This window comes from Shewanella sp. MF08487 (assembly GCF_050848685.1).
Lineage (GTDB): Bacteria > Pseudomonadota > Gammaproteobacteria > Enterobacterales > Shewanellaceae > Shewanella > Shewanella glacialipiscicola.
The window spans coordinates 1-26,392 of sequence record NZ_JBOZPB010000006.1; the positions used below are offsets into that span (position 1 = coordinate 1).

The 26,392-nt window shown below is 46.6% G+C and carries 21 protein-coding genes; 2 read left to right on the top strand and 19 right to left on the bottom strand.

The genetic code is table 11. The features are described from left to right. Positions 1-681 precede the first annotated feature (681 nt). Both secA and ACRN9H_RS05935 read right to left on the bottom strand, forming a co-directional pair. Positions 682-3,408: a preprotein translocase subunit SecA gene (gene secA / locus ACRN9H_RS05930; protein WP_432312868.1), complete on the bottom strand. Its 2,727-nt coding sequence runs from the start codon at positions 3,406-3,408 to the stop codon at positions 682-684. A gap of 60 nt (positions 3,409-3,468) precedes the next feature. Beyond that, complete coding sequence (locus tag ACRN9H_RS05935) at positions 3,469-4,368, bottom strand: M23 family metallopeptidase (RefSeq protein ID WP_220773653.1); 900 nt, start codon at positions 4,366-4,368, stop codon at positions 3,469-3,471. A gap of 27 nt (positions 4,369-4,395) precedes the next feature. Between ACRN9H_RS05935 and ACRN9H_RS05940 the strand changes: the two genes are divergently transcribed. Next, positions 4,396-4,842: a DUF721 domain-containing protein gene (locus ACRN9H_RS05940; protein ID WP_432312869.1), complete on the top strand. Its 447-nt coding sequence runs from the start codon at positions 4,396-4,398 to the stop codon at positions 4,840-4,842. A 12-nt stretch (positions 4,843-4,854) separates the two neighbouring features. On the opposite strand, the gene lpxC is transcribed toward ACRN9H_RS05940, so the two are convergent. The 15 genes from lpxC to mraZ form a co-directional block, all read right to left on the bottom strand. Next, positions 4,855-5,775 (bottom strand): UDP-3-O-acyl-N-acetylglucosamine deacetylase, encoded by a 921-nt coding sequence (lpxC, locus tag ACRN9H_RS05945; protein WP_198572582.1) that lies wholly within the window; start codon positions 5,773-5,775, stop codon positions 4,855-4,857. A 180-nt stretch (positions 5,776-5,955) separates the two neighbouring features. Next, positions 5,956-7,140: a cell division protein FtsZ gene (ftsZ, locus tag ACRN9H_RS05950; protein ID WP_432312870.1), complete on the bottom strand. Its 1,185-nt coding sequence runs from the start codon at positions 7,138-7,140 to the stop codon at positions 5,956-5,958. Between the two features lie 33 nt (positions 7,141-7,173). Further along, positions 7,174-8,409: a cell division protein FtsA gene (gene ftsA / locus ACRN9H_RS05955; protein WP_076497088.1), complete on the bottom strand. Its 1,236-nt coding sequence runs from the start codon at positions 8,407-8,409 to the stop codon at positions 7,174-7,176. Then, on the bottom strand, positions 8,390-9,139 hold the full coding sequence (locus tag ACRN9H_RS05960; RefSeq protein WP_432313046.1) for a cell division protein FtsQ/DivIB: 750 nt from the start codon (positions 9,137-9,139) through the stop codon (positions 8,390-8,392). The genes ftsA and ACRN9H_RS05960 overlap by 20 nt, the downstream gene beginning before the upstream one ends. A gap of 151 nt (positions 9,140-9,290) precedes the next feature. After that, on the bottom strand, positions 9,291-10,757 hold the full coding sequence (gene murC, locus ACRN9H_RS05965) for a UDP-N-acetylmuramate--L-alanine ligase (protein ID WP_432312871.1): 1,467 nt from the start codon (positions 10,755-10,757) through the stop codon (positions 9,291-9,293). 2 nt (positions 10,758-10,759) lie between these two features. After that, positions 10,760-11,848 (bottom strand): undecaprenyldiphospho-muramoylpentapeptide beta-N-acetylglucosaminyltransferase, encoded by a 1,089-nt coding sequence (murG, locus tag ACRN9H_RS05970; protein WP_432313047.1) that lies wholly within the window; start codon positions 11,846-11,848, stop codon positions 10,760-10,762. Continuing rightward, entirely contained in the window at positions 11,848-13,059 is a 1,212-nt protein-coding gene (gene ftsW, locus ACRN9H_RS05975) for a cell division protein FtsW (protein ID WP_432313048.1), read from the bottom strand. The genes murG and ftsW overlap by 1 nt, the downstream gene beginning before the upstream one ends. Continuing rightward, positions 13,049-14,368 (bottom strand): UDP-N-acetylmuramoyl-L-alanine--D-glutamate ligase, encoded by a 1,320-nt coding sequence (gene murD, locus ACRN9H_RS05980; RefSeq protein WP_432312873.1) that lies wholly within the window; start codon positions 14,366-14,368, stop codon positions 13,049-13,051. The genes ftsW and murD overlap by 11 nt, the downstream gene beginning before the upstream one ends. 6 nt (positions 14,369-14,374) lie before the next feature. Continuing rightward, positions 14,375-15,457, bottom strand: coding sequence for a phospho-N-acetylmuramoyl-pentapeptide-transferase (gene mraY / locus ACRN9H_RS05985; protein ID WP_220773661.1), 1,083 nt, complete (start codon positions 15,455-15,457; stop codon positions 14,375-14,377). Next, positions 15,458-16,840, bottom strand: coding sequence for a UDP-N-acetylmuramoyl-tripeptide--D-alanyl-D-alanine ligase (locus ACRN9H_RS05990; protein ID WP_432312875.1), 1,383 nt, complete (start codon positions 16,838-16,840; stop codon positions 15,458-15,460). It abuts the gene before it with no gap. Continuing rightward, a complete protein-coding gene (gene murE / locus ACRN9H_RS05995; RefSeq protein ID WP_432312877.1) occupies positions 16,837-18,339 on the bottom strand; it encodes a UDP-N-acetylmuramoyl-L-alanyl-D-glutamate--2,6-diaminopimelate ligase in 1,503 nt (500 codons plus the stop codon). Before murE ends, ACRN9H_RS05990 begins: the two co-directional genes overlap by 4 nt. Then, on the bottom strand, positions 18,336-20,090 hold the full coding sequence (locus ACRN9H_RS06000) for a peptidoglycan D,D-transpeptidase FtsI family protein (protein WP_220773664.1): 1,755 nt from the start codon (positions 20,088-20,090) through the stop codon (positions 18,336-18,338). The genes murE and ACRN9H_RS06000 overlap by 4 nt, the downstream gene beginning before the upstream one ends. A gap of 13 nt (positions 20,091-20,103) precedes the next feature. Then, positions 20,104-20,418, bottom strand: coding sequence for a cell division protein FtsL (gene ftsL / locus ACRN9H_RS06005; RefSeq protein WP_220773665.1), 315 nt, complete (start codon positions 20,416-20,418; stop codon positions 20,104-20,106). A 10-nt stretch (positions 20,419-20,428) separates the two neighbouring features. Continuing rightward, the gene (gene rsmH / locus ACRN9H_RS06010) at positions 20,429-21,370 is read right to left on the bottom strand and encodes a 16S rRNA (cytosine(1402)-N(4))-methyltransferase RsmH (RefSeq protein WP_432312879.1); all 942 of its coding nucleotides are present in this window, start codon (positions 21,368-21,370) and stop codon (positions 20,429-20,431) included. 31 nt (positions 21,371-21,401) lie between these two features. Then, positions 21,402-21,860, bottom strand: coding sequence for a division/cell wall cluster transcriptional repressor MraZ (gene mraZ / locus ACRN9H_RS06015; protein WP_263190404.1), 459 nt, complete (start codon positions 21,858-21,860; stop codon positions 21,402-21,404). A 662-nt stretch (positions 21,861-22,522) separates the two neighbouring features. Here mraZ and ACRN9H_RS06020 point away from each other — a divergent pair. Next, positions 22,523-22,852 (top strand): hypothetical protein, encoded by a 330-nt coding sequence (locus ACRN9H_RS06020; protein ID WP_432312881.1) that lies wholly within the window; start codon positions 22,523-22,525, stop codon positions 22,850-22,852. An 8-nt stretch (positions 22,853-22,860) separates the two neighbouring features. On the opposite strand, the gene glpK is transcribed toward ACRN9H_RS06020, so the two are convergent. Together glpK and ACRN9H_RS06030 are read right to left on the bottom strand one after the other, a co-directional pair. Further along, positions 22,861-24,345: a glycerol kinase GlpK gene (gene glpK, locus ACRN9H_RS06025; RefSeq protein WP_432312883.1), complete on the bottom strand. Its 1,485-nt coding sequence runs from the start codon at positions 24,343-24,345 to the stop codon at positions 22,861-22,863. 193 nt (positions 24,346-24,538) lie between these two features. Next, positions 24,539-25,888, bottom strand: a complete 1,350-nt coding sequence (locus ACRN9H_RS06030) for an outer membrane protein transport protein (RefSeq protein ID WP_432312885.1) — start codon at positions 25,886-25,888, stop codon at positions 24,539-24,541. Positions 25,889-26,392: the final 504 nt, after the last annotated feature.

Consider the following 26,392-nt stretch of genomic DNA (forward strand, 5'->3'; position numbering starts at 1 on the left):
GCTACAGAAACAAACTGTACATATTGCTATGAACACTCATTGTTACATTGATTTAAATTTTTGACTGCCAACCCGAAGGCTAAGCAGTTTCGATTAACTCAACACCTGTGAGTGTCCACACAGATTTGCTTGATAAATTGTTAAAGAGCGTTGACCACACACTGAGTTTACAGCGGGTCAGGGCTGCGTATTTTACGCATTCCCGTTGGGGCGTCAAGTAGTTTTTTCAACTTTCTCAACACTCATCGTTTAGCTTGCTAACCGATGAACTAACTGTGTTATTTGCTTAACTTGCGTTACGCTCATTGCCGTGTCAGTGGATGCGCATTATAGGGAGATTGAGAAAGTCCGCAAGCGCTTTTTTACCTATTTGCGTTATTTTTTTAATAGTTTCAGTTAGTCACATAATACCCACCACTTATCCTCAGACTTATCCACAAAACTCGCTAAGAAGGTTAAATTTCATACTGCGCAGGATTTACTTAATGCGTTATTGATTGAAGTGAAACGCGTTATAACTGTGATTAGTAATATAAAAGCGGAGTAAGAGACCGAAATCAGAATCATCCTGTATTAAACGCATGGCTTATTAAAGAGGAAATAAAAAGGCAACTTAGATAAGTTGCCTTTAGCGTTCATTCTATTCTACTTCTTGAGTAGGCTTAATCTGTAAGATGCAGATTAATTTAATTTGCCGTGACATTGTTTATACTTGCGACCTGAGCCACAAGGACAAGGATCGTTACGCCCCACTTTGTCACCATCACGGATCATCGGTGCGTGCGCAGTGACAGCTTCATGCTCATTACCACTGTCAATAAGCGACTCGGCCGCAGCGTGTTGATAGTCGCGCTGGATTTTGGCATCTTCTTCACGACGACGCGCTTCCATTTCTTCCACATCTGACTGAGCTTGTACTTGTACTTTCGACAGCACACTGATGACGTCGTGTTTCAAAGTGTTTAGCAGTTGTTGGAATAACTCAAACGATTCACGCTTATATTCTTGCTTTGGATTCTTCTGTGCGTAGCCACGTAAATGAATACCTTGACGCAGATGATCCATCGCGGCTAAGTGTTCTTTCCACAGGCCATCGAGCGTTTGCAGCATAACGGCTTTTTCGAATTGGCGTAGCACTTGCGCGCCAACCATTTCTTCTTTTGCCTTATAAGCCTCACCCCAAGCAGTGATAATACGCTCACGTAGACTCTCTTCATGTAGATCATCTTCTTTATCTAACCATTCTTGGATAGGTAACTTGAGCATAAATTCTTGGTGTAAACGCTGCTCTAAACCAGGAACGTCCCATAGTTCTTCCACAGATTGCGGTGGAATATACTGATCAATAACCGCACCAATCACATCGCCTTGAATGTTTTTGATGGTATCCTCGATACTCTCAGCATCCATTAACTCATTACGCTGGGCGTAGACCACTTGACGTTGATCGTTAGCGACGTCATCAAATTCAAGTAATTGCTTACGGATATCGAAGTTACGTGCTTCAACTTTACGTTGAGCATTTTCAATAGCACGTGATACCCATGGATGTTCAATGGCTTCACCTTCTTCCATTCCTAGCTTTTTCATCATGCTAGAAACACGATCCGAAGCAAAGATACGCATTAAGCTATCTTCCATCGACAGATAGAAGCGTGATGAACCCGCATCACCTTGACGACCGGCGCGGCCACGTAATTGGTTATCAATACGACGTGATTCGTGACGCTCAGTGCCTAGGATGTGTAAACCGCCCGCGGCAACAACTTCATCGTGACGAATTTGCCAATCAGCTTTAATCTTAGCCTTTTGCTCTGGCGTTGGATTGTCGAGTTCATCGATTTCCATATTCCAGTTACCACCAAGTACGATGTCAGTACCACGACCTGCCATATTAGTGGCGATCGTCACTGAACCAAGACGACCCGCTTGAGCAACGATTTCAGCTTCTTTTTCATGGAATTTAGCATTCAATACTTTATGCGGAATGTTTTCTTGCACCATTAAGCGTGCTAGCAACTCAGACTGTTCGATTGATACTGTGCCCACCAATACAGGCTGGCCACGTTCGCGGCAATCTTTAATGTCTTTGATGATCGCTTGATATTTTTCATCGGCGGTTAAGTAAACCAAATCCGCCATGTCCTTACGCACCATAGGACGGTTAGTCGGCACGACGACTGTGTCTAATCCATAGATATGTTGGAATTCGAACGCCTCAGTGTCGGCGGTACCAGTCATACCTGCCAGCTTCTCGTATTGACGGAAGTAGTTTTGGAAAGTAATCGACGCCAATGTTTGGTTTTCGTTTTGAATGTGCACGCCTTCTTTGGCTTCAACGGCTTGATGTAAGCCTTCTGACCAACGACGACCAGGCATAGTACGACCCGTGTGTTCATCGACGATGATGACTTCGTTGTCTTGTACTATGTAATCCACATCACGCTCAAACAGCGTGTGCGCACGGAGCGCCGCGTTGACGTGGTGTAATAGGGAAATATTTGCAGCAGAATAGAGTGAGTCGCCTTCGGCTAACATTCCGCGCTCGATCAATAGGTTTTCTACTTTTTCTTGACCACGTTCGGTGAAATGCACTTGTTTGGCTTTTTCATCGATGCTGTAGTCGCCTTCACCCACAAACTCTTCCGTGTCTTCTTTATCTTGACGGATAAGATTAGGGATCAGGGTGTTGATCTTAATGTACAGCTCAGAGCTATCTTCAGCAGCGCCAGAGATGATCAGCGGCGTACGCGCTTCGTCGATTAAGATTGAATCCACTTCATCGATTAGGGCGTAGTGCAACGGACGTTGTACCCGTTCTTGCGGTGAAAACGCCATGTTATCGCGCAGATAATCGAAACCAAACTCGTTATTGGTACCGTAAGTGATATCGGCGTTGTAAGCGGCTTTCTTTTCGTGCTGACCAAGGCCTGCCACGTTGATACCCACGGTTAAACCGAGGAATTCAAACAGAGGGCGGTTATTCTCGGCATCACGACGGGCCAAATAATCGTTCACAGTAATCACGTGAACGCCTTTGCCCGTCAATGCGTTTAAATAAGCAGGTAAGGTGGCCGTTAATGTTTTACCTTCACCCGTACGCATCTCCGCAATACGGTTACTATCAAGTACCATACCGCCGAGTAACTGTACGTCGAAATGGCGCATATCAAATACACGCTTAGACGCTTCACGCACTGTTGCAAACGCTTCAGCCATGATGCTATCTAATGAAGCACCAGCCGCTAAACGCTCACGGAACTCGGCGGTTTTTGCTTTTAATGCTTCATCGGTTAATTTTTCATAATCAGCTTCTAATGCGTTAATACTAATAACGATCTTTTGAAGCCCTTTAAGAGTGCGGTCGTTGCGACTACCAAATACTTTTGTCAGTAATTTACCAAACATCTGAATCACTTATTTTCTGTAGGCCAAGTCCATGATGGGAACTAGAAGCCAATGTTTCAATTAACTTGCTTTGCGGTAAACAAATTTTTGTGGATCTATTTGTTGTCCGTCTCGCAACACTTCATAATGCACATGAGCCCCAGTTGAGCGCCCCGTGCTTCCCATACTGGCGATAGCATCGCCTTTTGCGACCACATCACCTACAGTCACTGACAAAGCTTTATTATGGCCGTAACGCGTATGTAGACCGTTACCATGGTCAATTTCAACCAACTCGCCATAACCGAACATATTTCCAGCAAAAGTGACTACGCCGGCTGCAGTTGCAATAACTTTTGCGCCTTCTCGACCCGTAAAATCAATCCCTTTATGTACAGTCCTACGACCGTTGAAAGGATCATTACGCAATCCGTAGGATGATGATAACCAACCTTTATCGAGTGGGACACCTGATATATAACGTTCATCATCTATATGGTGGTTAAATGACACGGTTTCAAGGAGTGAAAGCTGAACATTATTATTGTCAATTCGTGATGCTAGCTTATCCATATCAACGATAAGCTGTCCGAGCTCAATATTAGTGCCTAATTCACTCAAACCACCCACGCCAACTTCAGATGAAAAATCAAAATCTGCATCTAGCTTGTTTTGCTGGGCGACCTGTTGACCTAAGGCTTCGAGACGGGTGATCTTAGCTTGCATACGTGCAACATGGGTCACTAATATGGTTAGTTGTGACTCAGTAGCACTTTTCAGCTCTAAGACTTGTTTCTTTTGTTGTTCGCGTACAAGGCGATCATTATCGACACTCGCCTGCTGATCTTGAAATCGAGCAGAGCTGTATTGATAAATACCCGATCCTGTCGCTAACAATAGCATTGGAAGTAGCAACCAGCGTTTACTGGGCTGCCAGCGTGTGACGCCATTCCGACCTTGAATAAATACTGTTACACTCATAGCCTAATTCAGCCATCTTATTATCATATGAAAAAGCCCCCTCAAGATCTCAGCAAGTTATTACATCAATCGGGAAAGCTACCCGATCTTGCTGAGAAAGCGGAACTACTGTTGTATCTGGATCAGCATGTGAAGCAGATTATTGCAGGTCCTGTTGCGGAGCAACTAAAAGTCGCTAATTTCCGTCAGGGTGTTCTTGTGATTGAAACGACTTCGGCGGCCTGGGCTGCACGAATTAATTTCCAAAAGCCGAAGCTACTCGCGCAACTTCAAGCAGAAACGCTCCCAATCCTTACCGCAATTGAAGTTAAAGTCAACCCGAGATTAGCAATGTATGACGCAAAGCCTAAACTGGGACACAAAGAATTAAGCCCTGCTGCAGCGGAGCATATTGCGGCATTAGCGGAAAATATTGGCGGTTCACTGGGCGAAAAACTAAAACGGCTGGCCTCATTGGCCAGCCGTAATAAATAATCTCACCGCTTTTTAAGCAAATACAGCGCCACCAGGTACTGTAAAGCTAACCGGGACATCGGCTTCTTTTTCAAAGCTGACCAATTCCCACGCATCTTGCTGTGCTAATAAAGCACGCACCAGTTGGTTATTCAGTGCATGACCCGTTTTATACGCAGTAAACTCACCTAAGATAGCGTGTCCTGCCACATATAAATCACCAAACGCATCTAAAATTTTGTGCTTAACAAACTCGTCCTCATAACGCAGGCCGTCGGGATTAAGGACGCGATATTCATCAAGTACAACAGCGTTTTCCATGCTGCCGCCCAACGCTAGGTTGTTGGCTCGCAGATATTCGATATCACGCATAAACCCAAACGTACGAGCACGGCTGATATCTTTTACGAAAGCGGATGTTGAAAAATCCATCACTACATGCTGTTGACTACGGGCGATTTCGGGATGTGCGAAGTCAATTTTAAAATTGACTCTAAAACCTTTAAACGGTTTTAGCTCGGCCCATTTGTCGCCGTCTTCAACACGCACAGTGCGTTTAATCTTTAAGTACTTCTTCGGCGCAGCCTGCTCTTTAATACCCGCAGATTGCAATAAGAAGACGAATGGGCTTGCACTACCATCCATTATCGGAATTTCAGGCGCATCCACTTCGATTACAGCGTTATCTATGCCTAAACCCGCAAGTGCTGCAAATAAATGCTCAATAGTCGAAATTCGAATACCTTCGTCATTGACAAGTGCCGTACACATTGTGGTTTCACGAACTTGTTCCGCCTTCGCTGGAATAGCAACAGCAGGACTCAAATCGGTGCGCACGAGTACGATCCCTGAATTAACGGGCGCGGGCATAATGCTCAAAGTGACCTTGTTGCCAGAATGCAATCCGACACCAGTTGTTTTCACCATTTTTTGAACAGTTCTTTGAAATATCATTCAGTTACCCGTTTAAATTTCAATTATTAAACCTAATATTTTTACACTCAGCGCCAGCAAAATAGCAGTACTGGTACTACATAATAACATAATTTTATTATGTTACACAAATATAGCACTACTGTGGTATTGCTCAAACTGAACAACACCGCACATTTATGCAGGACTCAAACGCTAACGCTAGTCGGCTTGTTTACGCAAAAATGCTGGAATATCAAGATAATCCAACTCATGCTTTGTCGACGGCGCTGAAGCTGGTTGTGCCGCTGGGACCACATTACCTTTTGGCGCAGCATAATTCACATGTACAGCTTCTTCGACATAGGCTTCGACTTTTGGTTCAACTACAACAGGCGTAGGCTCTGGACGAGGTGCAGGTTTAGAAACCAATTGAATATCTGGACGCTTTTCAGCACCAATACCGGTCGCAACAACCGTTACACGCAGCTCATCACTCATTTCTGGGTCGATGACCGCACCAACAACTACAGTCGCATTGTCAGAAGCGTAAGCTTTAACGTGATTACCGACAGTTTCGAATTCTTCGATACTCATGTCCATACCCGCAGTGATGTTAACTAACACACCACGCGCACCGGCTAAATCGATATCTTCTAATAATGGGCTGGCAACAGCAGCTTCGGCCGCTTCTTCAGCACGGTCTTCACCGCGAGCGACGCCGGTACCCATCATGGCATTACCCATTTCAGACATCACAGTCTTCACGTCGGCGAAGTCGACGTTAATCAGACCAGGGCGCGTGATAAGTTCGGCAATACCTTGTACTGCGCCAAGTAACACATTATTCGCTGCAGCAAATGCATCGAGTAAAGAAGTACCACGGCCCAATACTTTTAATAACTTCTCATTCGGGATCGTGATTAACGAATCCACATGTTTAGCCAGTTCAGCAATACCTTGCTCGGCATAAACCATGCGCTTTTTCCCTTCAAATGGGAAAGGCTTAGTTACAACCGCAACCGTCAGAATACCTTCTTCACGGGCGATTTGAGCTACAACAGGTGCAGCACCTGTACCTGTACCCCCGCCCATACCGGCAGCGATAAAGATCATGTCAGAGCCCTTGATCGCCGCGCGAATGTTTTCACGGTCTTCTTCTGCTGCTGCACGGCCCACATCTGGGTTTGCCCCTGCTCCGAGACCCTTAGTGACATCACGTCCTAATTGAATCGTTGAGCCAGCACTTGATTTTCTCAAAGCCTGAGCGTCTGTATTGGTAACGATAAACTCAACACCTTCAATGTTGTGTTTGACCATATGTTCGACAGCGTTGCCGCCGCCGCCGCCAACGCCGATGACTTTAATCACCGCGTCGTCTGAGTGAGTATCCATGATCTCAAACATTGTCTGATCTCCGTGTTGCCTGCGTTATGAAAATTAAAATTCGCCTTTAAACCAGCTTTGGACCCGATTCCAAGCGCTAGTTACCCCTTGGCGCTCAGGACGCTCGAACTGACGTTCGATCACCCGTCGTGCGCCGTAATGAAGCAGTCCAACTCCAGTGGAGTAAATAGACTGGTCCACGTATTCATATAACCCTTTGATCGGTAGCGGTGACGCTACGCGAACTGGCATGCCGAATGTCGCTTCCGCAATATCAACCACACCTTGTATCGACGCCGTGCCACCTGTGAGCACAATACCTGCGGCGATTTGATCTTCTAATCCACTGTCTTTCAATTCTTTGAGCACTAACTCAAATAGCTCTTGGTATCTTGGTTCTACCACTTCGGCGAGCGTGTGACGTGACATGCTACGTGATGGACGCCCTCCTACCGATGGTACTTCGATGCTATCTTCGCGGCTCACCATGGAGCTACGCGCACAGGCAAATTGCACTTTAATTTGTTCAGCATGTGACGATGGCGTGCGAAAAATCTTCGCAATATCATTCGTCACTTGGTTACCTGCAACCGGTACAACCGCACAATGCCGCAAGGCGCCGTTGGTATATACCGCAATATCCGTGGTGCCACCGCCGATGTCAACGATACACACACCTAAGTCTTTCTCATCGAAGGTCAACACTGCATCAGCCGAAGCAATACCCGAGAACACTAAATCATCGACTTTTAAACCACAACGCTCGACGCTCTTAGTAATGTTCTTCGCCATATCATTGGCGCAGGTCACTATATGCACCTTGGCTTCCATCCGCATACCAGACATACCAATTGGGCTGCGAATACCGTCTTGTACATCGATAGCATATTCCTGTGGCAGTACGTGTAAGATGCGACGTTCCGTCGGGATCTTCACCGAGCGAGCCGTGTGGATCACGTTATCCACATCTTCCTGCGTCACTTCTTCATCGTTGATCGATACCATGCCGTTTTCGTTTTGGCAGGCGATGTGTTTACCTGAAATACTCAAATAAACCGAGGCTACTTGGCAATCTGCCATTAATTCTGCTTGATCGAGTGCACGTTGCACACTGCGAACTATCGAATCTAAATCGTTCACGCCACCTTTATCCATGCCCCTTGAGGGATGGTTACCAAGGCCGACTATGCTTATTTCACCATCGGGCAGCACTTCGCCTATGATCACTGCGACCTTAGAGGTGCCTATGTCCAACCCGACGATAAGGTTTCTATCTTGGTTTTTGATCATTAATTATCGGCTCTCTTGTTTGTCCATCGCCCCAGCCTACGGCCAACCCTGTGTCGTAGCGTAAATCAACTCTGGCAACAGTTTTGTCTTGTTTTGCCAAAACCGGATAAACAGTAATAAATCGCTGTATCCGTGCAATTTTATCTTCTCGACCTAGATCTAAAACAATGCCGTTTGCTAGGGTCGCGTGCCACGCATGTCGTGGCGTTAAATTCAAACTCGCTAAGGTAAAACCATTAATCTTTAATAGAGAATTGACTTGTGCATAGACTGTCAATACCTCAAGGCCCATATCATCTGGTCCAGATAACTGTGGTAAATGCTCAAGTCCTGGATGCGCTGGCGCATCAAAAACATCACCGTGCACATTCAACCACGAGGTGCTATTCCAACGAGCAGCAGGTTGCTGTTCTTGCAAATATACCCTGAGCTTCGCTGGCCACTCACGTCTTACCGATGCGCGATATACCCAAGGCAAGGCTTCTAGTGCTTGCTGCACTAAGGTGATGTCAGCACTAAAAAAACTCCGTTGCATCAAATCCTGTAATGCAATCTGAATATCTTTATCTGAGGTGTAAGCCCGCTCACCTTTGATGGCAACCGCTTCAATTGGCAAGGTGCTGGCATCATTTAAAAATTTATGTAACTGGTAACCACCAAACAAAAAACTGGCCACGATGAAGAATAAAAAGCCAGCCCCACTCCATTGATACCAATTAGCCCGTGACATTCTTGCCCGCCAGTGCCGCCGCTTATCACTCCAAGACACGCTTTATTCCACCTTTAACGACACCCATTAAAAACCACAGAAAACCGGCCATTATATAGACCAAAATCCTTTGGTCAAAATTTCCTTTTCCTAGCAGAACGACCGCATACACTTAGCTCGCTTGTGCGGGTAACTCTATAACAGCAAAACCTAACTCTGTGGAAGCTAATTGTCGCGACAGAGCGCCAATATTGCCCGCGCCTTGAGTAAGTAATAAATCGCCTTCCTGTAATACATCTGGCAATATTTCGGCGAGCTGATCTGGGCTGGCAATAAAAATCGGATCTAACTGACCGCGCAGCCGAATGGAGCGACATAATGCTCGACTATCTGCACCTGTAATGGGGGCTTCACCCGCACTATAAACATCAAGTAATAATAGGCAATCCACTTGCGATAACACTTCAACGAAATCTTCATACAAGTCACGGGTACGAGTGTATCTGTGCGGCTGATACGCCATGACCAAACGTTTGTCAGGCCAACCCGCACGGGCAGCTTTGATGGTCGCTGCAACTTCACTAGGATGATGACCATAATCATCAACCAACATGACTTCACCCTTAGGTGTGGCAAATTTGCCTAAATGCTGGAAACGACGCCCTATACCTTGGAACTCGACTAGAGCCTGAGTAATAGCGTTATCGTCGATTTCATCTTCGGTCGCGACCGCAATCGCAGCTAAGGCATTAAGCACGTTATGTTGACCTGGCAAGTTAAGCACCAGATCGAGATCAGCTTTACCTTTACGTCTCACCGTAAAACTGCACTGATGGCCTTTCTGGCTGAAATTCAATGCTTGCACATCCGCATCGTCACTAAAACCATAGGTTACGTGTTTACGGCCAATACGTGGCATGATTTCACGCACCACATCATCGTCAATACACACCACAGCAACACCGTAAAATGGCAAGTTGTGTAGAAAATCGACAAAGGTGGATTTTAATTTCTCAAAATCACCACCGTAGGTATCCATGTGATCGGCTTCGATGTTAGTCACCACGCTGACCATAGGCTGCAAATGCAGGAAGCTGGCATCGCTCTCATCCGCTTCGGCAATCAAGTAACGGCTAGTACCTAACCTTGCATTAGTACCGGCACTATTGAGCAAGCCACCAATCACAAAGGTAGGATCCCGCCCCGCTTGAGCATACACACTGGCGATAAGGCTAGTTGTCGTGGTTTTACCATGGGTGCCAGCAATCGCCACTCCATGGCGGTAACGCATTAACTCTGCCAGCATCTCGGCGCGACGAACAATAGGTACGCGTAATTCTTTAGCAGCGACGATTTCTGGATTTTCCAGATTAATCGCCGTTGAAATAACAACTACATCGACTTGCTGTACGTTTTCAGCGGCATGACCAATTTGGATTTTGGCACCGAGTAAACACAATCTGTCAGTCACAGCATTTTGCGCGATGTCCGAACCGCTCACCTGATAGCCTTCGTTCACTAACACTTCGGCAATGCCGCCCATGCCCGCGCCGCCAATGCCGACGAAGTGAATACGCTTAATACGGCGCATTTCTGGGATCATGCTTCTCAGTTGTGCGTATCTTTCTGTCTTAGTCATGCTTATCCTTTCTCAGCAAGGCTGATGCACACTGCGGCAACTTGTTCAGTCGCATCCAGTACCGCAACATCTCTCGCTCTTTGGCCCATTTGGGCTAATTCTGTTCTGTCATTGGCGAGCAACTGTAATTTACTCGCCAGTTTATTCACGTCCAAGATGGCCTGTGGTAATAGGAAGGCTGCACCAGCCTCAACCAATACTTGGCCGTTACGTGTTTGATGATCATCCACCGCATGGGGATAAGGCACCAGAATACTCGGTAATCCCACCGCCGCTAACTCTGATACCGTCAGCGCGCCGGCTCGGCACAATACCACATCAGCCCAGCGATAGGCGGCTTCCATATCGTCGATAAACTCAGCGATATTCACACCACCATCTTGGCCTTGTTGCTGATAAGCCGCTTTGACACTAGCGAGATTATCCTTACCTACTTGATGCCACACTGTAACCGACTGCTGATGGCTCAGTATCGCGACAACCTCTGGCATAAGATCGTTAAATATCTTAGCCCCTAAGCTGCCGCCGACCACTAGCACTTTTAAGGCTTCATCAGCCTCAGGCTTAGGCTGCGCACCTAAGGCAATCAACTCTTGGCGAATCGGGTTACCTACAACCTTAGCTTTCACTGTGGTGAAGGTATTGTTAAAGGCACATAACACTTGCGTCGCAATCCGAGACAGCAATTTGTTCGTCATGCCTGGAATGGCATTTTGCTCATGCAACACCAATGGAATACCGGCTAATCTTGCCGCAACACCACCTGGGCCACTGGCAAATCCGCCCATGCCAAGGACCACATCGGGTTTAAACTCCGCAATCACGGCCTTAGCCTGCAATATCGAGCGCACCACTTTAAAAGGCGCGGCGAGCTTACGAATTAAACCATTGCCGCGCACACCTTTGATATCGATGAAATCAATATCAAATCCATATTGAGGGACTAAACGCGCCTCCATACGATCAGCCGTGCCTAACCAACGCACCTGCCAACCCTGTTGCGCTAAATACTTCGCCACCGCGAGTGCCGGAAACACATGTCCTCCCGTACCACCTGCCATGACTAAAATACGTTTTCCTGCTGGGGTCATCACTTCAATCTCCCTTGCACGGCCTGAATTAACGTCATGCGCCGCTCGTAATCAATGCGTATCAACATCATGGTTGCTGCCGTCATAACCCATAAACTACTGCCACCGTAGCTGATAAAAGGTAATGTCAACCCTTTGGTCGGTAACATACCAATACTGGCACCGACATTCACTACAGTCTGGAAACAAATCCAAATACCAATGGCATATCCCAAATACCCCTCGAAAGGTTTATCCATGGCCAAACACAAATTACCTAAACGAATCGATCTTAGTGCCAAAAATAGCAGCACAAATAGTACTGCGATAATGCCAATAAAGCCTAACTCTTCACCGATTACAGCAAAGATAAAGTCAGTATGCGCTTCAGGTAAGTATTCCAATTTTTGAATACTGTTACCGAGCCCCTGACCCAACCAATCACCACGGCCGTAGGCCATCAAAGATTGCGTTAACTGATAACCGCTACCAAAGGGATCTTGCCAAGGATCCATAAACGATGTCACTCGGCGCATACGGTAAGGTTCTAACAAAACCAAGGCAACAAACGCTAACACACCAGCGAAAATCAAAGCAAAAAAGTCGAGTAAACGCGCGCCTGCCAAAAACAATAAACCCACAGTGCCGACAAACAATACCACCACAGTCCCTAAGTCTGGCTGCATCAAAATCAACACGGCATAAATAGCGAATACTGCAATAGGTTTATAGAAACCTTTAGCGTTTTCACGTACTTCTTGATGACGACGCACTAAATAACCAGCCATATAAATAGCAAAGGCAAACTTAGCCACTTCTGCTACTTGGATACGTATAGGCCCAAGGGATAACCAGCGCGTTGCACCGTTTACTGTAGTGCCGACAACGAGAACCGCTAACAACATCAAGCCCACAACTAACAACAGCATTGGGCTCCAGCGCTGCCAAGTTTGCATTTCAACCCTAAGCACAAATCCTGCGATCACTAAGCAACCGACTAAATAACCCATATGACGAGTCATAAAATAAAATGGATTACCCGTAAGCGTTTGCGCCTCTGGCATAGAGGCAGACATCACCATCACAAAACCAAAACCAATCAAAGACAACACCGCCGTGAGCAAAGCGCGGTCGTACAATTGCACGCCCGGCACTTCGGTATCACGCTGCCAATTGGGTATCGCTAAACGCAAACGTCCCAAAAGGCTAAGTTGTCTTGCATCACTCACCATTGAGTTGCTCCACAAGGCCACGGAAATCATCACCTCGAGCCATGAAGTTACTGTACATATCTAAACTGGCGCAGGCGGGCGATAATAAAACAATATCGCCAGAGGTCGCTAATTCCGTTGCCTTAGCAACCGCGGCAGCCATAGAGTCAACTTTGAAAGCTCCCGCTTTTAATGCCGCTATTTTGTTACCGTCACGGCCCAAAGTAATAAGGTGCGTTACCTTAGCTAAAGCGGCAGTCAAAGGCGTAAAATCAGCCCCTTTTCCATCACCACCCGCAATCAAAATAATATCGCCTAGGTGGTCACTTAAGCCATCAATCGCCGCCACAGTTGCACCGACATTGGTTGCCTTAGAGTCATTGACATAGGTAATGCCATTCTTTATGGCAACTACTTCGCAACGATGGGATAAGCCAGTAAAAGTACGCGCCACATCGACCATGACTTGTTTACTCACATCGACAAAATCGACCAGCGCCATAGCAGCAATCAGATTTGCGTGGTTATGGCTGCCGAGTAAGGAAACTTCTGCTATCGATATTATCTCACTACTGCCATGATAAATTTTGCCATCGCTAATACCCCATTCGTCACACTTAGGGGCTGCTAAGCCAAAACTATTTTGGTTCATTGGCTCTGGCGGTATGGTTAGCTTGTCATCACGATTAAATAACACTGCGCGGCTCTGCTGATATAGACGTAATTTAGCCGCGCGATAGGAGGCTAAATCGCTATATCTGTCCATGTGGTCTTCACTGATGTTTAAGCAGGTTGCCGCCACACATTTAAGGCTATGAGTCGTTTCTAGCTGAAAACTCGATAATTCGAGTACGAATAAATCTGCATTTTCATGCAATAAATCCAGCGCCGGTAGACCAATATTCCCGCCAACGGCAACGGCAATACCGGCCTCTCTTGCCATCTCGCCTACCAATGTCGTGACGGTCGATTTACCGTTAGAGCCAGTAATGCCAATCACGCAAGGTTTACGGTCGGCAATTTCTCGGGCAAATAGCTCAATATCGCCTATCACTTCGATACCCATATCCAAAGCAACACGTACTTCAGGGGTATACATGGCAATACCTGGGCTAATTATAATTTGGCTTGCCTGCACTAAATAACGACAATCAAATCCACCAGAAATCAGTTTCACATCAGGAAAAGATGTCGAGAGCGTTTCAGTACCTGGAGGCTGCCTGCGGCTGTCCATCACCAGTGGTGTAATGCCCTTTCCGCACAAATAGCGCACGACAGACAAACCTGTCGCCCCTAAACCTAACACTATATGTGAATACTGATTTTGCATGTTCTGTTACCTTAACTTCAACGTGGCTAAGCCAAGTAAAACGAGAAATATCGAGATAATCCAAAAGCGTACAATGACTCGCGGTTCAGGCCAGCCCTTTAATTCATAGTGATGATGTATTGGCGCCATACGGAAAATACGCTGACCACGTAACTTGTACGAACCCACTTGTAGGATCACCGACAGAGTTTCCATTACAAATACGCCGCCCATGATCACTAATAGAATCTCTTGACGAACAAGCACTGCGATAGTGCCAAGTGCAGCGCCTAAAGATAGTGAACCCACATCACCCATAAAGACTTGCGCAGGATAAGTGTTAAACCACAAAAATCCTAAGCCAGCACCAACAATCGCAGTACAGACAATCACTAATTCACCAGAACCGGGCAAGTGTGGAATATGTAAGTAATTCGCAAACTGTGCATGACCCGATAGATAAGCAATCAAGGCAAACGCCGCAGCCACCATCACTGTCGGCATAATCGCCAAACCGTCTAGGCCGTCAGTCAAGTTCACTGCATTGCTTGAACCAACAATGGTAAAGTACGCCAATACGATAAACACGCCGCCCAGTTGTGGCATCACGTCTTTAAAAAAAGGCACGACTAGCTGGGTTTCACCTGGGTTTGCCGCTGTGGCGTACAGGAAAAAAGCCACGAGTAGTGCGGCTAAAGATTGCAGAATGTACTTCCAACGCGCGATCAAACCTTTAGTGTCTTTACGTACCACTTTACGATAGTCATCGATAAAGCCTATCAAACCAAAACTGCCGAGCACAAACAACATCACCCAAACATAGCGACTATCTAAATCACCCCACAATAATACGCTGATGAAGATTGCCGCTAAGATCAGTAACCCCCCCATTGTCGGCGTGCCACGCTTACTAAAGTGAGATTCCGGACCATCGTTACGCACGATTTGACCAATCTGCAGTAATTGCAGACGCTCGATCATTTTTGGCCCCCACCATAGACTAAAAATCAATGCGGTTAATAAACCTAAAATGGCTCGAAATGTTACATAGGAAAACACGTTAAACCCAGTGTAAAAACGGGTTAAATACTCCGCCAGATATACTAGCATCTACACTAACTCCCCACGCCCAAAGGCTATTTTTAGGTCATCCACAACCCGCTCCATGGCGGCGCTACGTGAACCTTTAACGAGAACCGTTACCTGTCCCGGCAACTGGTTGATATGTTTTATGAGTTTTTCGACTAACGTTGCCACGCTGTCATAGTGCTCCGCACCGAAAGCTTGGCTCGTGTGCTGACTTAAGGTTCCGGTACAAAACAAGGCATCAATCCCCTGTTGTTTGGCCAGTTGCCCCAACTCTGCGTGCAAAAGGGGCGCATTGTCGCCTAATTCGCCCAAATCTCCCAGTACCAAACAGCGATTTTCAGAAATTTCCTTTAGCCAAGCAATCGCAGCACCCACAGAGACAGGGTTTGCGTTATAACTATCATCGATTAGACGAACTCGGCCTAATTGGCTTGGCTGCATTCGACCCTTTACAGGCGTTAACTGGCTTAAGCCTTCTGATATTTCTACCAAACTTAATCCCAATGCAATACAGACACTTGCTGCAGCAAGTGCATTACTCACCTGATGACGTCCGGCCAGCGGAAGCACCACTTGGCAAGATTCACCTGAGTAATTAAGCATAAAACGATAACAGCCCTCAGCATTGGCTTTATGACCTGTTGCAATCACATCGATATGCCGTTTAGCCGCACCATCTTGCTGGGAGAAACTCAACTGCTTATATTTTCTGGCTTTTACGCTCATCACATCGGCGAAAGCATCATCGGCGTTAATAATGGCGGTGCCATCGGCTTGTAAGTGATTAAATATTTCTGACTTGGCCTGCGCGACGCCCGCTTGCGATCCAAAACCTTCTAAATGAGCACTGCCGACGTTATTCACCAGCGCCACGTTCGGACGTACGAGTCCTGAGGTGTAATCAATTTCACCCTTATGGTTAGCGCCGAGCTCGAATATCCCAAACTCATCCGCTGGCGTTAAACGCAGCAAAGTGAGCGGCACGCCAATCTCATTATTAAAGTTGCCAGCGGTATAGAGGATTTGATGCTTAGCCGACAGAATGGTCGCGATCATTTCCTTCACACTGGTTTTGCCGTTTGAGCCAGTTAACGCCACGCAAATCGGATTAATTTGGTCACGGACATAAGCCCCTATCGCGCCCATGGCTTTTTGACAATCGGGCACAATGAGCTGCGGGATATCAAAAGCTAACTCACGCTCAACCATTAACGCCGCGACGCCGTTCTCAATAGCGGTAGCTGCAAAATCATGGCCGTCAAAGCGTTCACCCTTTAAGGCAACAAACAGGGTTGCAGCGCCAATTTTGCGGCTATCACTGCTTAAATCTTCGATGGTGACGTCGTCACCGACTCGATGCGTACCTAAGTGTTGACTTAGGGCCTCGAGAGAAAGAGGGATCATCTTGATTGCTCCGTTAACTGGCGTGCCAGAGCGCGTTCATCATAGTCATGACGCACACCTGCCGCCTCTTGGTAAGTTTCGTGGCCTTTGCCAGCAAGCAAGATCACATCGCCAGGTTTAGCCAATGCCACAACCTCTTTAATTGCTGCGATACGGTCAACCTGAGTCAATGCCTGCTGAGGATGGGTTAGCCCTTGGATAATATCGGTAATAATTTGCGCTGGGTCTTCACTGCGCGCATTGTCGCTCGTCACCATAATGCGGTCAGCAAACTGTTCTGCAGCTTGGCCCATCAAAGGACGCTTGCCCTTATCACGGTCGCCGCCACAACCAAACACGCACCATAAATCACCGGCACAATGGCGACGTAGCGCGTTTAACGCTTGTTCGATCGCATCGGGTGTATGGGCATAATCAACCACTAAGGTGATGTTACCCGCTGTAGTGAAACGCTCCATACGACCTGCGACAGGCGTTAGGTATTGCACTTGCTCGGCTAACGCTTTCATATCAAAACCTTGCAGATACAAGGCCGATAACGCCGCGAGTAAATTAGAGAGATTAAAGGCACCAAGAAGTGGCGAGTGGATTTGAGTCTCGCCCTCGGGCCATACTAAGGTTGCACTGACACCTTGATCGTCAAACTTGGCATTTTTGGTATAAAAAGCCGCGGCTTGATGACCTTCAATGCTAAAACCCCAAATCTGCGCAGGCGCAGGCTTAAGCTCAGTCAACCAAGACGCGCCAACTGCATCGTCGAGATTCAATAAACCGTGACCTAAAGTGCTGAAACGAAATAGGCTTTGTTTAGCGGCGGCATAGCTTTCCATGTCACCGTGGTAATCGAGGTGATCGCGCGTCAGATTAGTGAATACGGCAACATCGAATGGCACCGCATCCACGCGGCCTTGCACTAAGCCGTGGCTCGACACTTCCATGGCGCAGACACTCGCGTCTTGGGCTTCAAACTCATGCAACTGACGCATTAAGGTGATCGCATCGGCTGTGGTGTTACCACTATCAACAAGCTCCCCCCAGAGACCATTGCCAAGGGTGCCCATGACGGCGGCTTTGCGCCCCAATGAAGTCACCAGTTGTGCAATGAGTTGACTCGTAGAGGTTTTACCGTTAGTTCCAGTAATACCGATAACCCCAAGGGATGGCATAACGGCAGACTTGTGCGCTAAGGGATAACGCTGGGCAGCAATTGCCGATACCTGGCGACTTAACTGAAAGAAATAAATCTGCACAGAGTGCTCGGCGTTATCGCTGTGCAACACTTTGCCATGTTGGTCAGCATCATCCGTGTGAACTAATACGCCTGCGGCACCTAAATCTAAGGCTTTTTCAATAAACTGTCTGCCATCGACCTTATGTCCTGGCAGCGCCAAAAACACATCGCCGCGACGTATTGCGCGGCTATCTAAGGTCAGATTATTGAAGGACTGCGCGCCGGCATAATGCAGCCAAGGCGCGAGCAGATCCCGTAATAACATCATTCTGCTCTCCCAGCGGCGATTCCCGCCAATTGCACTTGTTCTTTATCGGTAATGGGTTCAACGTTTAACATTTGCAGTGCGCCAGACATGACTTTGGCAAATGCAGGCCCCGCCACTGAACCACCATAATAGAGATCGCCCTTAGGCTCATTCACTACCACCACTATCGCTAATCTAGGATTATTCGCAGGAGCAACACCCGCAAATAAAGCAACATAATCATCACCATAACCACCAGCAACCGCCTTACGACTTGTGCCAGACTTACCTGCGACAGGGTATCCATCAATATGCGCTAAAGTACCTGTGCCGCCTTTTTCAGTCACTCCCACCAACATCTGCATCACATCGTGAGCCACACTTGGTGAAATCACTTGCTCGCCTACGGGTGGCTTTTTCAGTTTCATTATTGAAACAGGATATAAGGTGCCACCATTGCCCAAGGTGGCATACATACGTGCAAGTTGCAGCGTGGTGGCCGTTAAGCCGTAACCAAAAGAGAGGGTTGCGCGCTCAAAGTCTGACCAACGATGGCGATCTTGAATCAAGCCCGCGCTTTCGCCCGTGAGATTAATACCTGAAAAACTGCCCAGACCCATGGATTGATACGTACCGAGTAACTGTTGTACCGGAATAGATAAGGCCAACTTACTGATACCGACGTTACTGGATTTAGCCAAAATACGCGCCAAGCTCATGTCACCGTAGTTTGCAGGGTCGCGCACTTGGCGGCCACCTAAACGCATCCAACCCGGTGAAGTGGCAATAATATCGGTCGATTTAACTGTGCCAGCTTCAAGCGCTGCGGCAACCACAAATGGCTTAATGGTCGAACCCGGCTCAAAGGTATCTGTCATAGCACGGTTACGCATTCTGAAAGTTTGCAGATTGTCGCGCGCATTAGGATTGTATGAAGGCGTATTCACCATAGCCAAAACTTCGCCGGTGTGAACATCGAGGACGACAATCGAACCCGAAGTAGCTTGGTTCATCTCAGTGGTGCGTTTTAATTCGCGATAGGCTAATTGTTGGATCCTATGATCGATACTCAGCACGAGATCGTTAGGGCTTTCGCCTTCTTGTATAATATCAAGACGTTCAACCACATGGCCATCGCGTGATTTACGTACTTTCTGTTTAGATGGCGTACCCGTTAACCAGCTGTTATAAGCATTTTCAACACCTTCAATTCCCACATCATCGATGTTAGTGATGCCAATAAGCTGAGCGGTTATTTCACCACCAGGATAATAACGACGGGATTCAGACTTTAGAAATACACCGGGCAACTTAAGTTGAGTAATGTAATCTGCCACTGCGGGAGTAATTTGGCGTTTCAAGTAGGTAAAGCGCTTAGTAGGATTACTGCGCACACGGTCGAGGACATCTTCAATAGGCTCGTGCAGCACATCAGCTAAAGCTTGCCAACGGCGCATATCCGCAAAGCCGTTGCTATCATTGACTTGTTTAGGATCTGCCCAGACAGCACGTACAGGCACACTTACCGCTAGCATATCGCCATTGCGATCGGTGATTAAGCCACGCTGTACCTCACGACTTGTGGTCCGTAAGGTTCGCATATCGCTTTCATGGCGTAATTTATCAGGCTCGATAATTTGAATGTAGGCCGCGCGTCCCACTAGGCTGCAAAATAATGCACACACAAACCCCACCACAACGTATAAACGCCAATGGATCTGTTGTGGTTTTTGCGGTTTGCTTACCCGTTTGATTTTCGCTTGCCTAGTCATATCTTCCCTATACTCACGGCACCTTCACCACAACTTCTTCGCTGGGTAATGGACGACTCATGTTGAGTTCCTTTGACGCAAAACGCGTAATTCGACTATGTTCGGTCTGCGATTGCTCTTCTAATAATAAATTGCGCCACTCAATATCTAATCTGTCGCGCTCCTGCAGTAGTTGATCCCACTGGGTCGTTAGTTGACGAGTCGTATGACTACCATAGACAACAGCGACCGCATTGCAGAGCACGAGTAGCGCTAATAACAAGATCCATTTGTGCAGCCATAAATCGTGCAATACGATTTGTGGCAGATTAATAGAGGGCTTACTCACTGTGTGCCCCTTAGTAATCTAAACGCTCGGCAATGCGTAGCACTGAGCTACGTGCTCTGGCATTGCGTTCGATTTCTTCATCGGATGGCATAATCGCTTTGCCCACGGCACGTAATTTACGCGATTTATTGATTTGTTCTTCAGTGATAGGCAAGCCATATGGCACTTGTTCGCCTTGACTATGACGACGAATAAAGCGCTTAACGAGACGGTCTTCTAAAGAATGAAAACTGATAACCGACAAACGTCCTTGAGGAGCAAGAACATTAACTGCCCCCTCAAGCGCTTGCTCAATTTGGTCTAATTCACTGTTGATATAAATACGAATGGCCTGAAATACACGAGTCGCAGGATGCTTATTACGCTCTTTATTTTTGGTGATACGTGCGATCAGATCGGCTAAATCTTTAGTGCGTAAAAACGGGGTTTTCTCGCGGTCGGCAGCAATACAACGGGCGATATGACGAGCATTTTTCTCTTCACCATAGGTTTTAAATACCCAAGCCATATCCTCAATTTCTGCGCGAGCGAGCCACTGTGCAGCCGTTTGGCCTTGGCTATTGTCCATACGCATATCAAGTGGTCCATCGCGCATAAAACTAAAACCACGTTCGGCATCGTCAAGTTGCGGTGAAGACACACCTAAATCGAGTAATACGCCATCAATTTTGCCCACAAGCCCAAGTTCTTCGACATAATCGGCTAATTGCCCAAAACCACCATGCACGATTTGAAAGCGTGGATCATCGCTAAATTGTTTTGCCGCTTCGATCGCTTGGGGATCGCGATCGATTGCGATCAATCGGCCATTTTCGCCAAGATGTTGTAATACCTGTCTTGAATGACCACCGCGGCCGAACGTACCATCGATATAGATGCCATCGTCTTTGATGTTTAAACCGCCAACCGTTTCTGCAAGCAGTACGGATAAATGGGCAAATTCTTGACTCATTACTCTCTTCTTATTTAGTTAGCACGACTCGTTAAAGTGAAAAATCCGCAAGGCGCTCGTTATTGGCAAGCTCCTCACTTCGAATCGTTTCCTGACACTCATCAATTTGCTGCAGCCAAGCTTGCTCATCCCACAGCTCAAATTTATTCAATTGCCCCACCAGCATGATGCGCTTATCTAAGTTGGCATATTGCCTTAGCGGTGGCGGCAGTAATATGCGCCCATTACCGTCGAGCTCCACTTCGTGGGCGTAACCAAGCAACAGACGTTTTAACGATCTCTGGGTTTTATCGGTATCGGAAAGCTTTAACAACTTAGCTTCGATTAATTCCCATTCATGGATTGGATACAAGAGTAAACAAGCGGATTGGAGGTCAACGGTAATCACGATACGGCCTTGGTGCTCAAGCTGCAAAGGTTCGCGGTATCGCACTGGAATAGCGATCCGTCCCTTTGTATCTAAGCTGATAGCACTGGCTCCACGAAACACGCTAATTCATCCTATCCTTTGGTTTTTGATCCACAAATATCCACTATTTCCCACAACTGCTAAGTTTAGGGACAGTCGACAAGCATTGTCAAGGGATGGGATCCTTTTATAAATCCAGTCGGCAAGCGGGTTAGCCGCATGTTGAGCACTTAACCTAGCGACAAACTTTTGACAATAAAAACCACTGGTGATTGGCTAAACAGAGGAAACAACAGAAATAAATAGCGCTGAAATATTCAGCAACCTTTTGCTTTCAGGTGCTTGCGATGAAAAAAATGGGGAATTATTTCTGTATTTGTGGGATTTTACGGGTCGAGAAATAACGTCAAACTCAAAAACGCAACAAAACAAACTTACGTTCATCCTTATTCGACAGTCAAAAAAGAGTTGAAATCAGCATAAAAATCTAAATTTTTATTCCAAATAAAGACGTCCATCTTTTTACTAAGGGCTGAATATTAATGTCGCGATTGCGAGAAAGATCAAAAATCCCACGTAAAATCCACCAAAAGAACCACTTTATCCCTATACATTCACCTTATACCCGCACTAGCTACCTAATAGCTCGCCCATTCGCCTTAAAAAGTTAAACGGCGTATAGTCTAAATATTGACCGACTTCAGCCGATACCATATTAAGAGGTGCAATAACAAGGAGGCGTTATGAGTGGATTAGATAGCATTTATGCCATGCTGGCACAGCCAGTCAAAGCGGTGTTAAACCCCAAACGGGTCGTTGACCAGGTGAGTAGTGCTACAGCAAGCACCCCAGATAGCCACGAAAGTCCGCAATCACAATTACCTCCCACATTAGAAGGCCGCAATACTAAGGTTAGAGAACGGCGAAAAGAGTCTAATCGTAATAAGAATAGACAGCGCCGCGCATCGGATACACCTACAGTATTAAAAGAAGGTGCTTTGCTTGAAATAACAGACGATGCCGCTGAGATTCAAAAACCATCTAACCAGCACATTATTGATATAGAAGTATAAAACATGCGTTAACTACGAGTTCTGGCGACTGCGTCCTGCCAACCAGCATATAAACGCGCCCGAGTCTCTACGTCAATATTGGGGATAAACTGTTTATCGATACAAGCCTTATGCTCAAGCTCTATCACACTCTCCCAAAAGCCTACTGCCAACCCTGCTAAAAATGCTGCGCCCAAAGCCGTTGTCTCACAAACACTGGGTCTTAGCACTTCGACATCAGTAATGTCGGCTTGAAACTGCATTAAAAAATCATTTGTGACTGCGCCGCCATCCACCTTCAAACGCTTAAGGCTAACGCCACTGTCTTTGGTCATGGCATCAAGTAAATCTTTACTCTGGTAAGCGATAGATTCCAACGCTGCCCGAATAATATGATTACGATTCGCCCCGCGTGTCAGACCAAATAGCGCACCACGGGCATTGGGATCCCAATAGGGCGCACCGAGTCCCACAAAAGCGGGCACCAGATACACGCCATTAGTATCGGCGACCTTAGAGGCAAAGTACTCGGTATCACTGGCATCACGAATAAGCCCCAGTTCATCTCGTAGCCATTGAATGGTCGCGCCGCCCATAAAGACTGAACCTTCGAGGGCATAGTTCACTTCGCCCTTAGGCCCCACGGCAACTGTAGTCAATAAGCCATGGTTTGAGCGCACCGCTTTTGTCCCTGTATTCATCAACAAAAAACAACCAGTACCGTAGGTATTCTTCGCCATGCCGGGCTCGACACACAGCTGGCCAAAAAGCGCAGCCTGTTGATCGCCCGCCATTCCTGCAACTTGGATTTCACTGCCTTCGCCAGCAATCCGTGTTGTACCATATACGCTGCAGGAAGGTTTAACGTCAGGCAACATAGACAAGGGAATGTCTAAAGCTTCAAGTAACTTGTTATCCCAAGTCAGGCTATGGATATTGAACAACAGAGTGCGGGCAGCATTGGTGGGATCGGTAACATGCACCTTGCCCTCGGTTAACTTCCACACGAGCCAAGTATCGATAGTGCCGAACAACAACTCACCACGCTCGGCTTGCGCACGGGCATTGGGTACATTATCTAGAATCCATTTGATCTTAGTGCCTGAAAAATAAGGGTCGAGTAATAAACCGGTATTCTCACGCACATATTCTTCTAACCCTTGAGCTTTGAGTTGCTCACAAATCTCAGCGCTGCGACGGCACTGCCACACTATCGCGTTATAAATAGGTTTACCTGTGGCCTTCTCCCATATAACAGTGGTTTCCCGCTGATTGGTAATGCCAATGGCGGCCACTTCATCGCTGTGAATACCCGCACGCGCCAATACTTCAATTAACACTGAACTTTGGCTTGCCCAAATCTCCATGGGATCATGCTCGACCCAACCTGGATTAGGGTACAACTGGGTAAATTCCCGCTGGGACACGCTGACAATGTTTGCGTCGTGATCGAACACTATCGCCCTTGAGCTGGTCGTGCCTTGATCTAAGGCCACCACGTATTTTTTCTGCACGCTACTATCCTATCTGAACTCTCCGCCGCCTTTTTATGCTGGCGAGAATTAACATGATCCACCGACTTATGCAGTGAATATATTCGCAATTTTCTGCCGTGACCAGCAAGCAAGCCGTAAAACAAGATAACGCCACCATGCTATAGCCATAAAAAAGCCCTGAAGATTCAGGGCTTTTTTTAACACACTGAACTTACATCTTGTAGCTCATTTGGATACCCGCAAGCCATACATCGCCGCTTGCTTCGCCGTTAAAGTTAACAGTCGCTAGGTTCAATAGGTTTTGCTGTTCGTTGATTGGCGCATCGCCAGTCGCTTTAATATAAGTCACAGCAAAATCAACGTTCAGGTTCTTAGTTGCCTGATAACCTGCGCCGACAGAGAACCACAGACGGTCAGAGTCTGGAATTGTAGTTGTGCGCCACTCGTCATTTGCCGCCGTTTGATCTAAAGCAACACCGGCACGCACTAACCAAGCATTATTCACTTGATAAGTAGTTCCCAGCGCGAAGCGCCAGTTATCTTCGAAGTGTTCTTCTTTAACTAAATCAGACTCTAAATCACCTTTAGGTTTAACATCTCCAGGAAAATAAGCCACCAGTTGATCGAATACACTCCAATCAGTCCAGTTCACACTCGCATGCATGGCCCAGTTATCAGTCAATTGGTGATGGGAAGCAATTTCAGCAAACGCTGGTAACTCAAGCGGTAAATAACCTTCAATAGAGACATCTTGACCTCCGGTATACAAGACACCAGAAGCATGGCCATCTAACTCCAGCTTAACGCCACTGTGGTAAGCAAAACCGACACGATGAATAGAATTAATCTGCCAGCTTGTCCCTAACTGCCAGCCATAACCCACATCATCACCTTCCATGCTTTTCAGCTCTGTGCCACCAGCAGGTAACATGCCAGCCACCTGAGGCGGCAGCGCAGGTTTAATACCATCAACCCAACCAGGTAATGAAGCACCGATTTCGCCTTCACCATAAACAATCCGTACACCAGCACCTACGCTGACAGCATCATTAATGCGGTAAGCAATATTCGGATTAAATTCAACTGTGGTTACCGAAGTCTTATTACCAAAAATAGCAGCAGCATGGGCCGATGGTAAATCAGTGGCTAAGCCATAGTTTGAGTTAACGGCAAGGCCCCAAGTCCATTGATCATTTAGCTGATTTGAATAATAAAAATTTGGCACGAGTGCGTCATCGGCCACATCCAGTGCATCGCCACCTTTCATAACAACAGGATTTGGACCAATTAACGGTGAGCTAAGGCTCACATCACCAGTCACATCGACGTTTGGCATAACGTAAATGCCACCCGCGGACAACTGACGTCCTTCTAAATAAGTGAGCATTGCAGGATTTCGACCTTGAGCCGAAGCGTTATCCGCCATAGCGGCTTCACCCGCAAAGGCGCGACCTAAACCGGTAGCAGAGTATTCCGCAAGTTGAAAACCCGCGGCATGGAGTTGAGTCGTTGAACTTAACAAGGCTGCAGTGACAGCCAAAGTCAGAAGACGTTTTTGCATTGTTATTCTCTAATCATATTATTGTTATCTGTACTACTTAGATGAGTACTACGGCGTTCAGGCAAAATAGAGCAAACACTCCATATTGAATGCGCAGCAGTTTACTTATGCAGAAGATGTTTGCAACCAAAGGAGATAAAACAGACAAAAACTCTAAAGAAATACGACTTTAAAACAGATTTAGTGACGCACATCACCATTAAAACAAAAACCAACATTTAAACGCTCAAAAATCATTCACAACAGTCGTGAGATTTAAATTAAGAATTCAGTAAATACCCATATTAAACAATAACATAAAAAATAAAAACTTTGGAACACCTGTAAATCATTTAAACTCGACAAATTCAGCATAAATCACTGCTGAGAATAAAATTTTCTAGTTCCAAAACGGCAATAAAAATTTATGCTTTAAAATACAATCAATTAAATTAAGCGAGTATTGAGATTTAAAACAAAAGCGCCTAGGTATTAACCTAGGCGCTTAAATATGGACTCAACACC

Excerpts from the sequence above, each read along its gene's own strand:
- secA (WP_432312868.1), bottom strand. The coding sequence starts at position 3,408 with ATGTTTGGTAAATTACTGACAAAAGTATTTGGTAGTCGCAACGACCGC.
- ACRN9H_RS05935 (WP_220773653.1), bottom strand. The coding sequence starts at position 4,368 with ATGAGTGTAACAGTATTTATTCAAGGTCGGAATGGCGTCACACGCTGG.
- ACRN9H_RS05940 (WP_432312869.1), top strand. The coding sequence starts at position 4,396 with ATGAAAAAGCCCCCTCAAGATCTCAGCAAGTTATTACATCAATCGGGA.
- lpxC (WP_198572582.1), bottom strand. The coding sequence starts at position 5,775 with ATGATATTTCAAAGAACTGTTCAAAAAATGGTGAAAACAACTGGTGTC.
- ftsZ (WP_432312870.1), bottom strand. The coding sequence starts at position 7,140 with ATGTTTGAGATCATGGATACTCACTCAGACGACGCGGTGATTAAAGTC.
- ftsA (WP_076497088.1), bottom strand. The coding sequence starts at position 8,409 with ATGATCAAAAACCAAGATAGAAACCTTATCGTCGGGTTGGACATAGGC.
- ACRN9H_RS05960 (WP_432313046.1), bottom strand. The coding sequence starts at position 9,139 with ATGTCACGGGCTAATTGGTATCAATGGAGTGGGGCTGGCTTTTTATTC.
- murC (WP_432312871.1), bottom strand. The coding sequence starts at position 10,757 with ATGACTAAGACAGAAAGATACGCACAACTGAGAAGCATGATCCCAGAA.
- murG (WP_432313047.1), bottom strand. The coding sequence starts at position 11,848 with ATGACCCCAGCAGGAAAACGTATTTTAGTCATGGCAGGTGGTACGGGA.
- ftsW (WP_432313048.1), bottom strand. The coding sequence starts at position 13,059 with ATGGTGAGTGATGCAAGACAACTTAGCCTTTTGGGACGTTTGCGTTTA.
- murD (WP_432312873.1), bottom strand. The coding sequence starts at position 14,368 with ATGCAAAATCAGTATTCACATATAGTGTTAGGTTTAGGGGCGACAGGT.
- mraY (WP_220773661.1), bottom strand. The coding sequence starts at position 15,457 with ATGCTAGTATATCTGGCGGAGTATTTAACCCGTTTTTACACTGGGTTT.
- ACRN9H_RS05990 (WP_432312875.1), bottom strand. The coding sequence starts at position 16,840 with ATGATCCCTCTTTCTCTCGAGGCCCTAAGTCAACACTTAGGTACGCAT.
- murE (WP_432312877.1), bottom strand. The coding sequence starts at position 18,339 with ATGATGTTATTACGGGATCTGCTCGCGCCTTGGCTGCATTATGCCGGC.
- ACRN9H_RS06000 (WP_220773664.1), bottom strand. The coding sequence starts at position 20,090 with ATGACTAGGCAAGCGAAAATCAAACGGGTAAGCAAACCGCAAAAACCA.
- rsmH (WP_432312879.1), bottom strand. The coding sequence starts at position 21,370 with ATGAGTCAAGAATTTGCCCATTTATCCGTACTGCTTGCAGAAACGGTT.
- ACRN9H_RS06020 (WP_432312881.1), top strand. The coding sequence starts at position 22,523 with ATGAGTGGATTAGATAGCATTTATGCCATGCTGGCACAGCCAGTCAAA.
- ACRN9H_RS06030 (WP_432312885.1), bottom strand. The coding sequence starts at position 25,888 with ATGCAAAAACGTCTTCTGACTTTGGCTGTCACTGCAGCCTTGTTAAGT.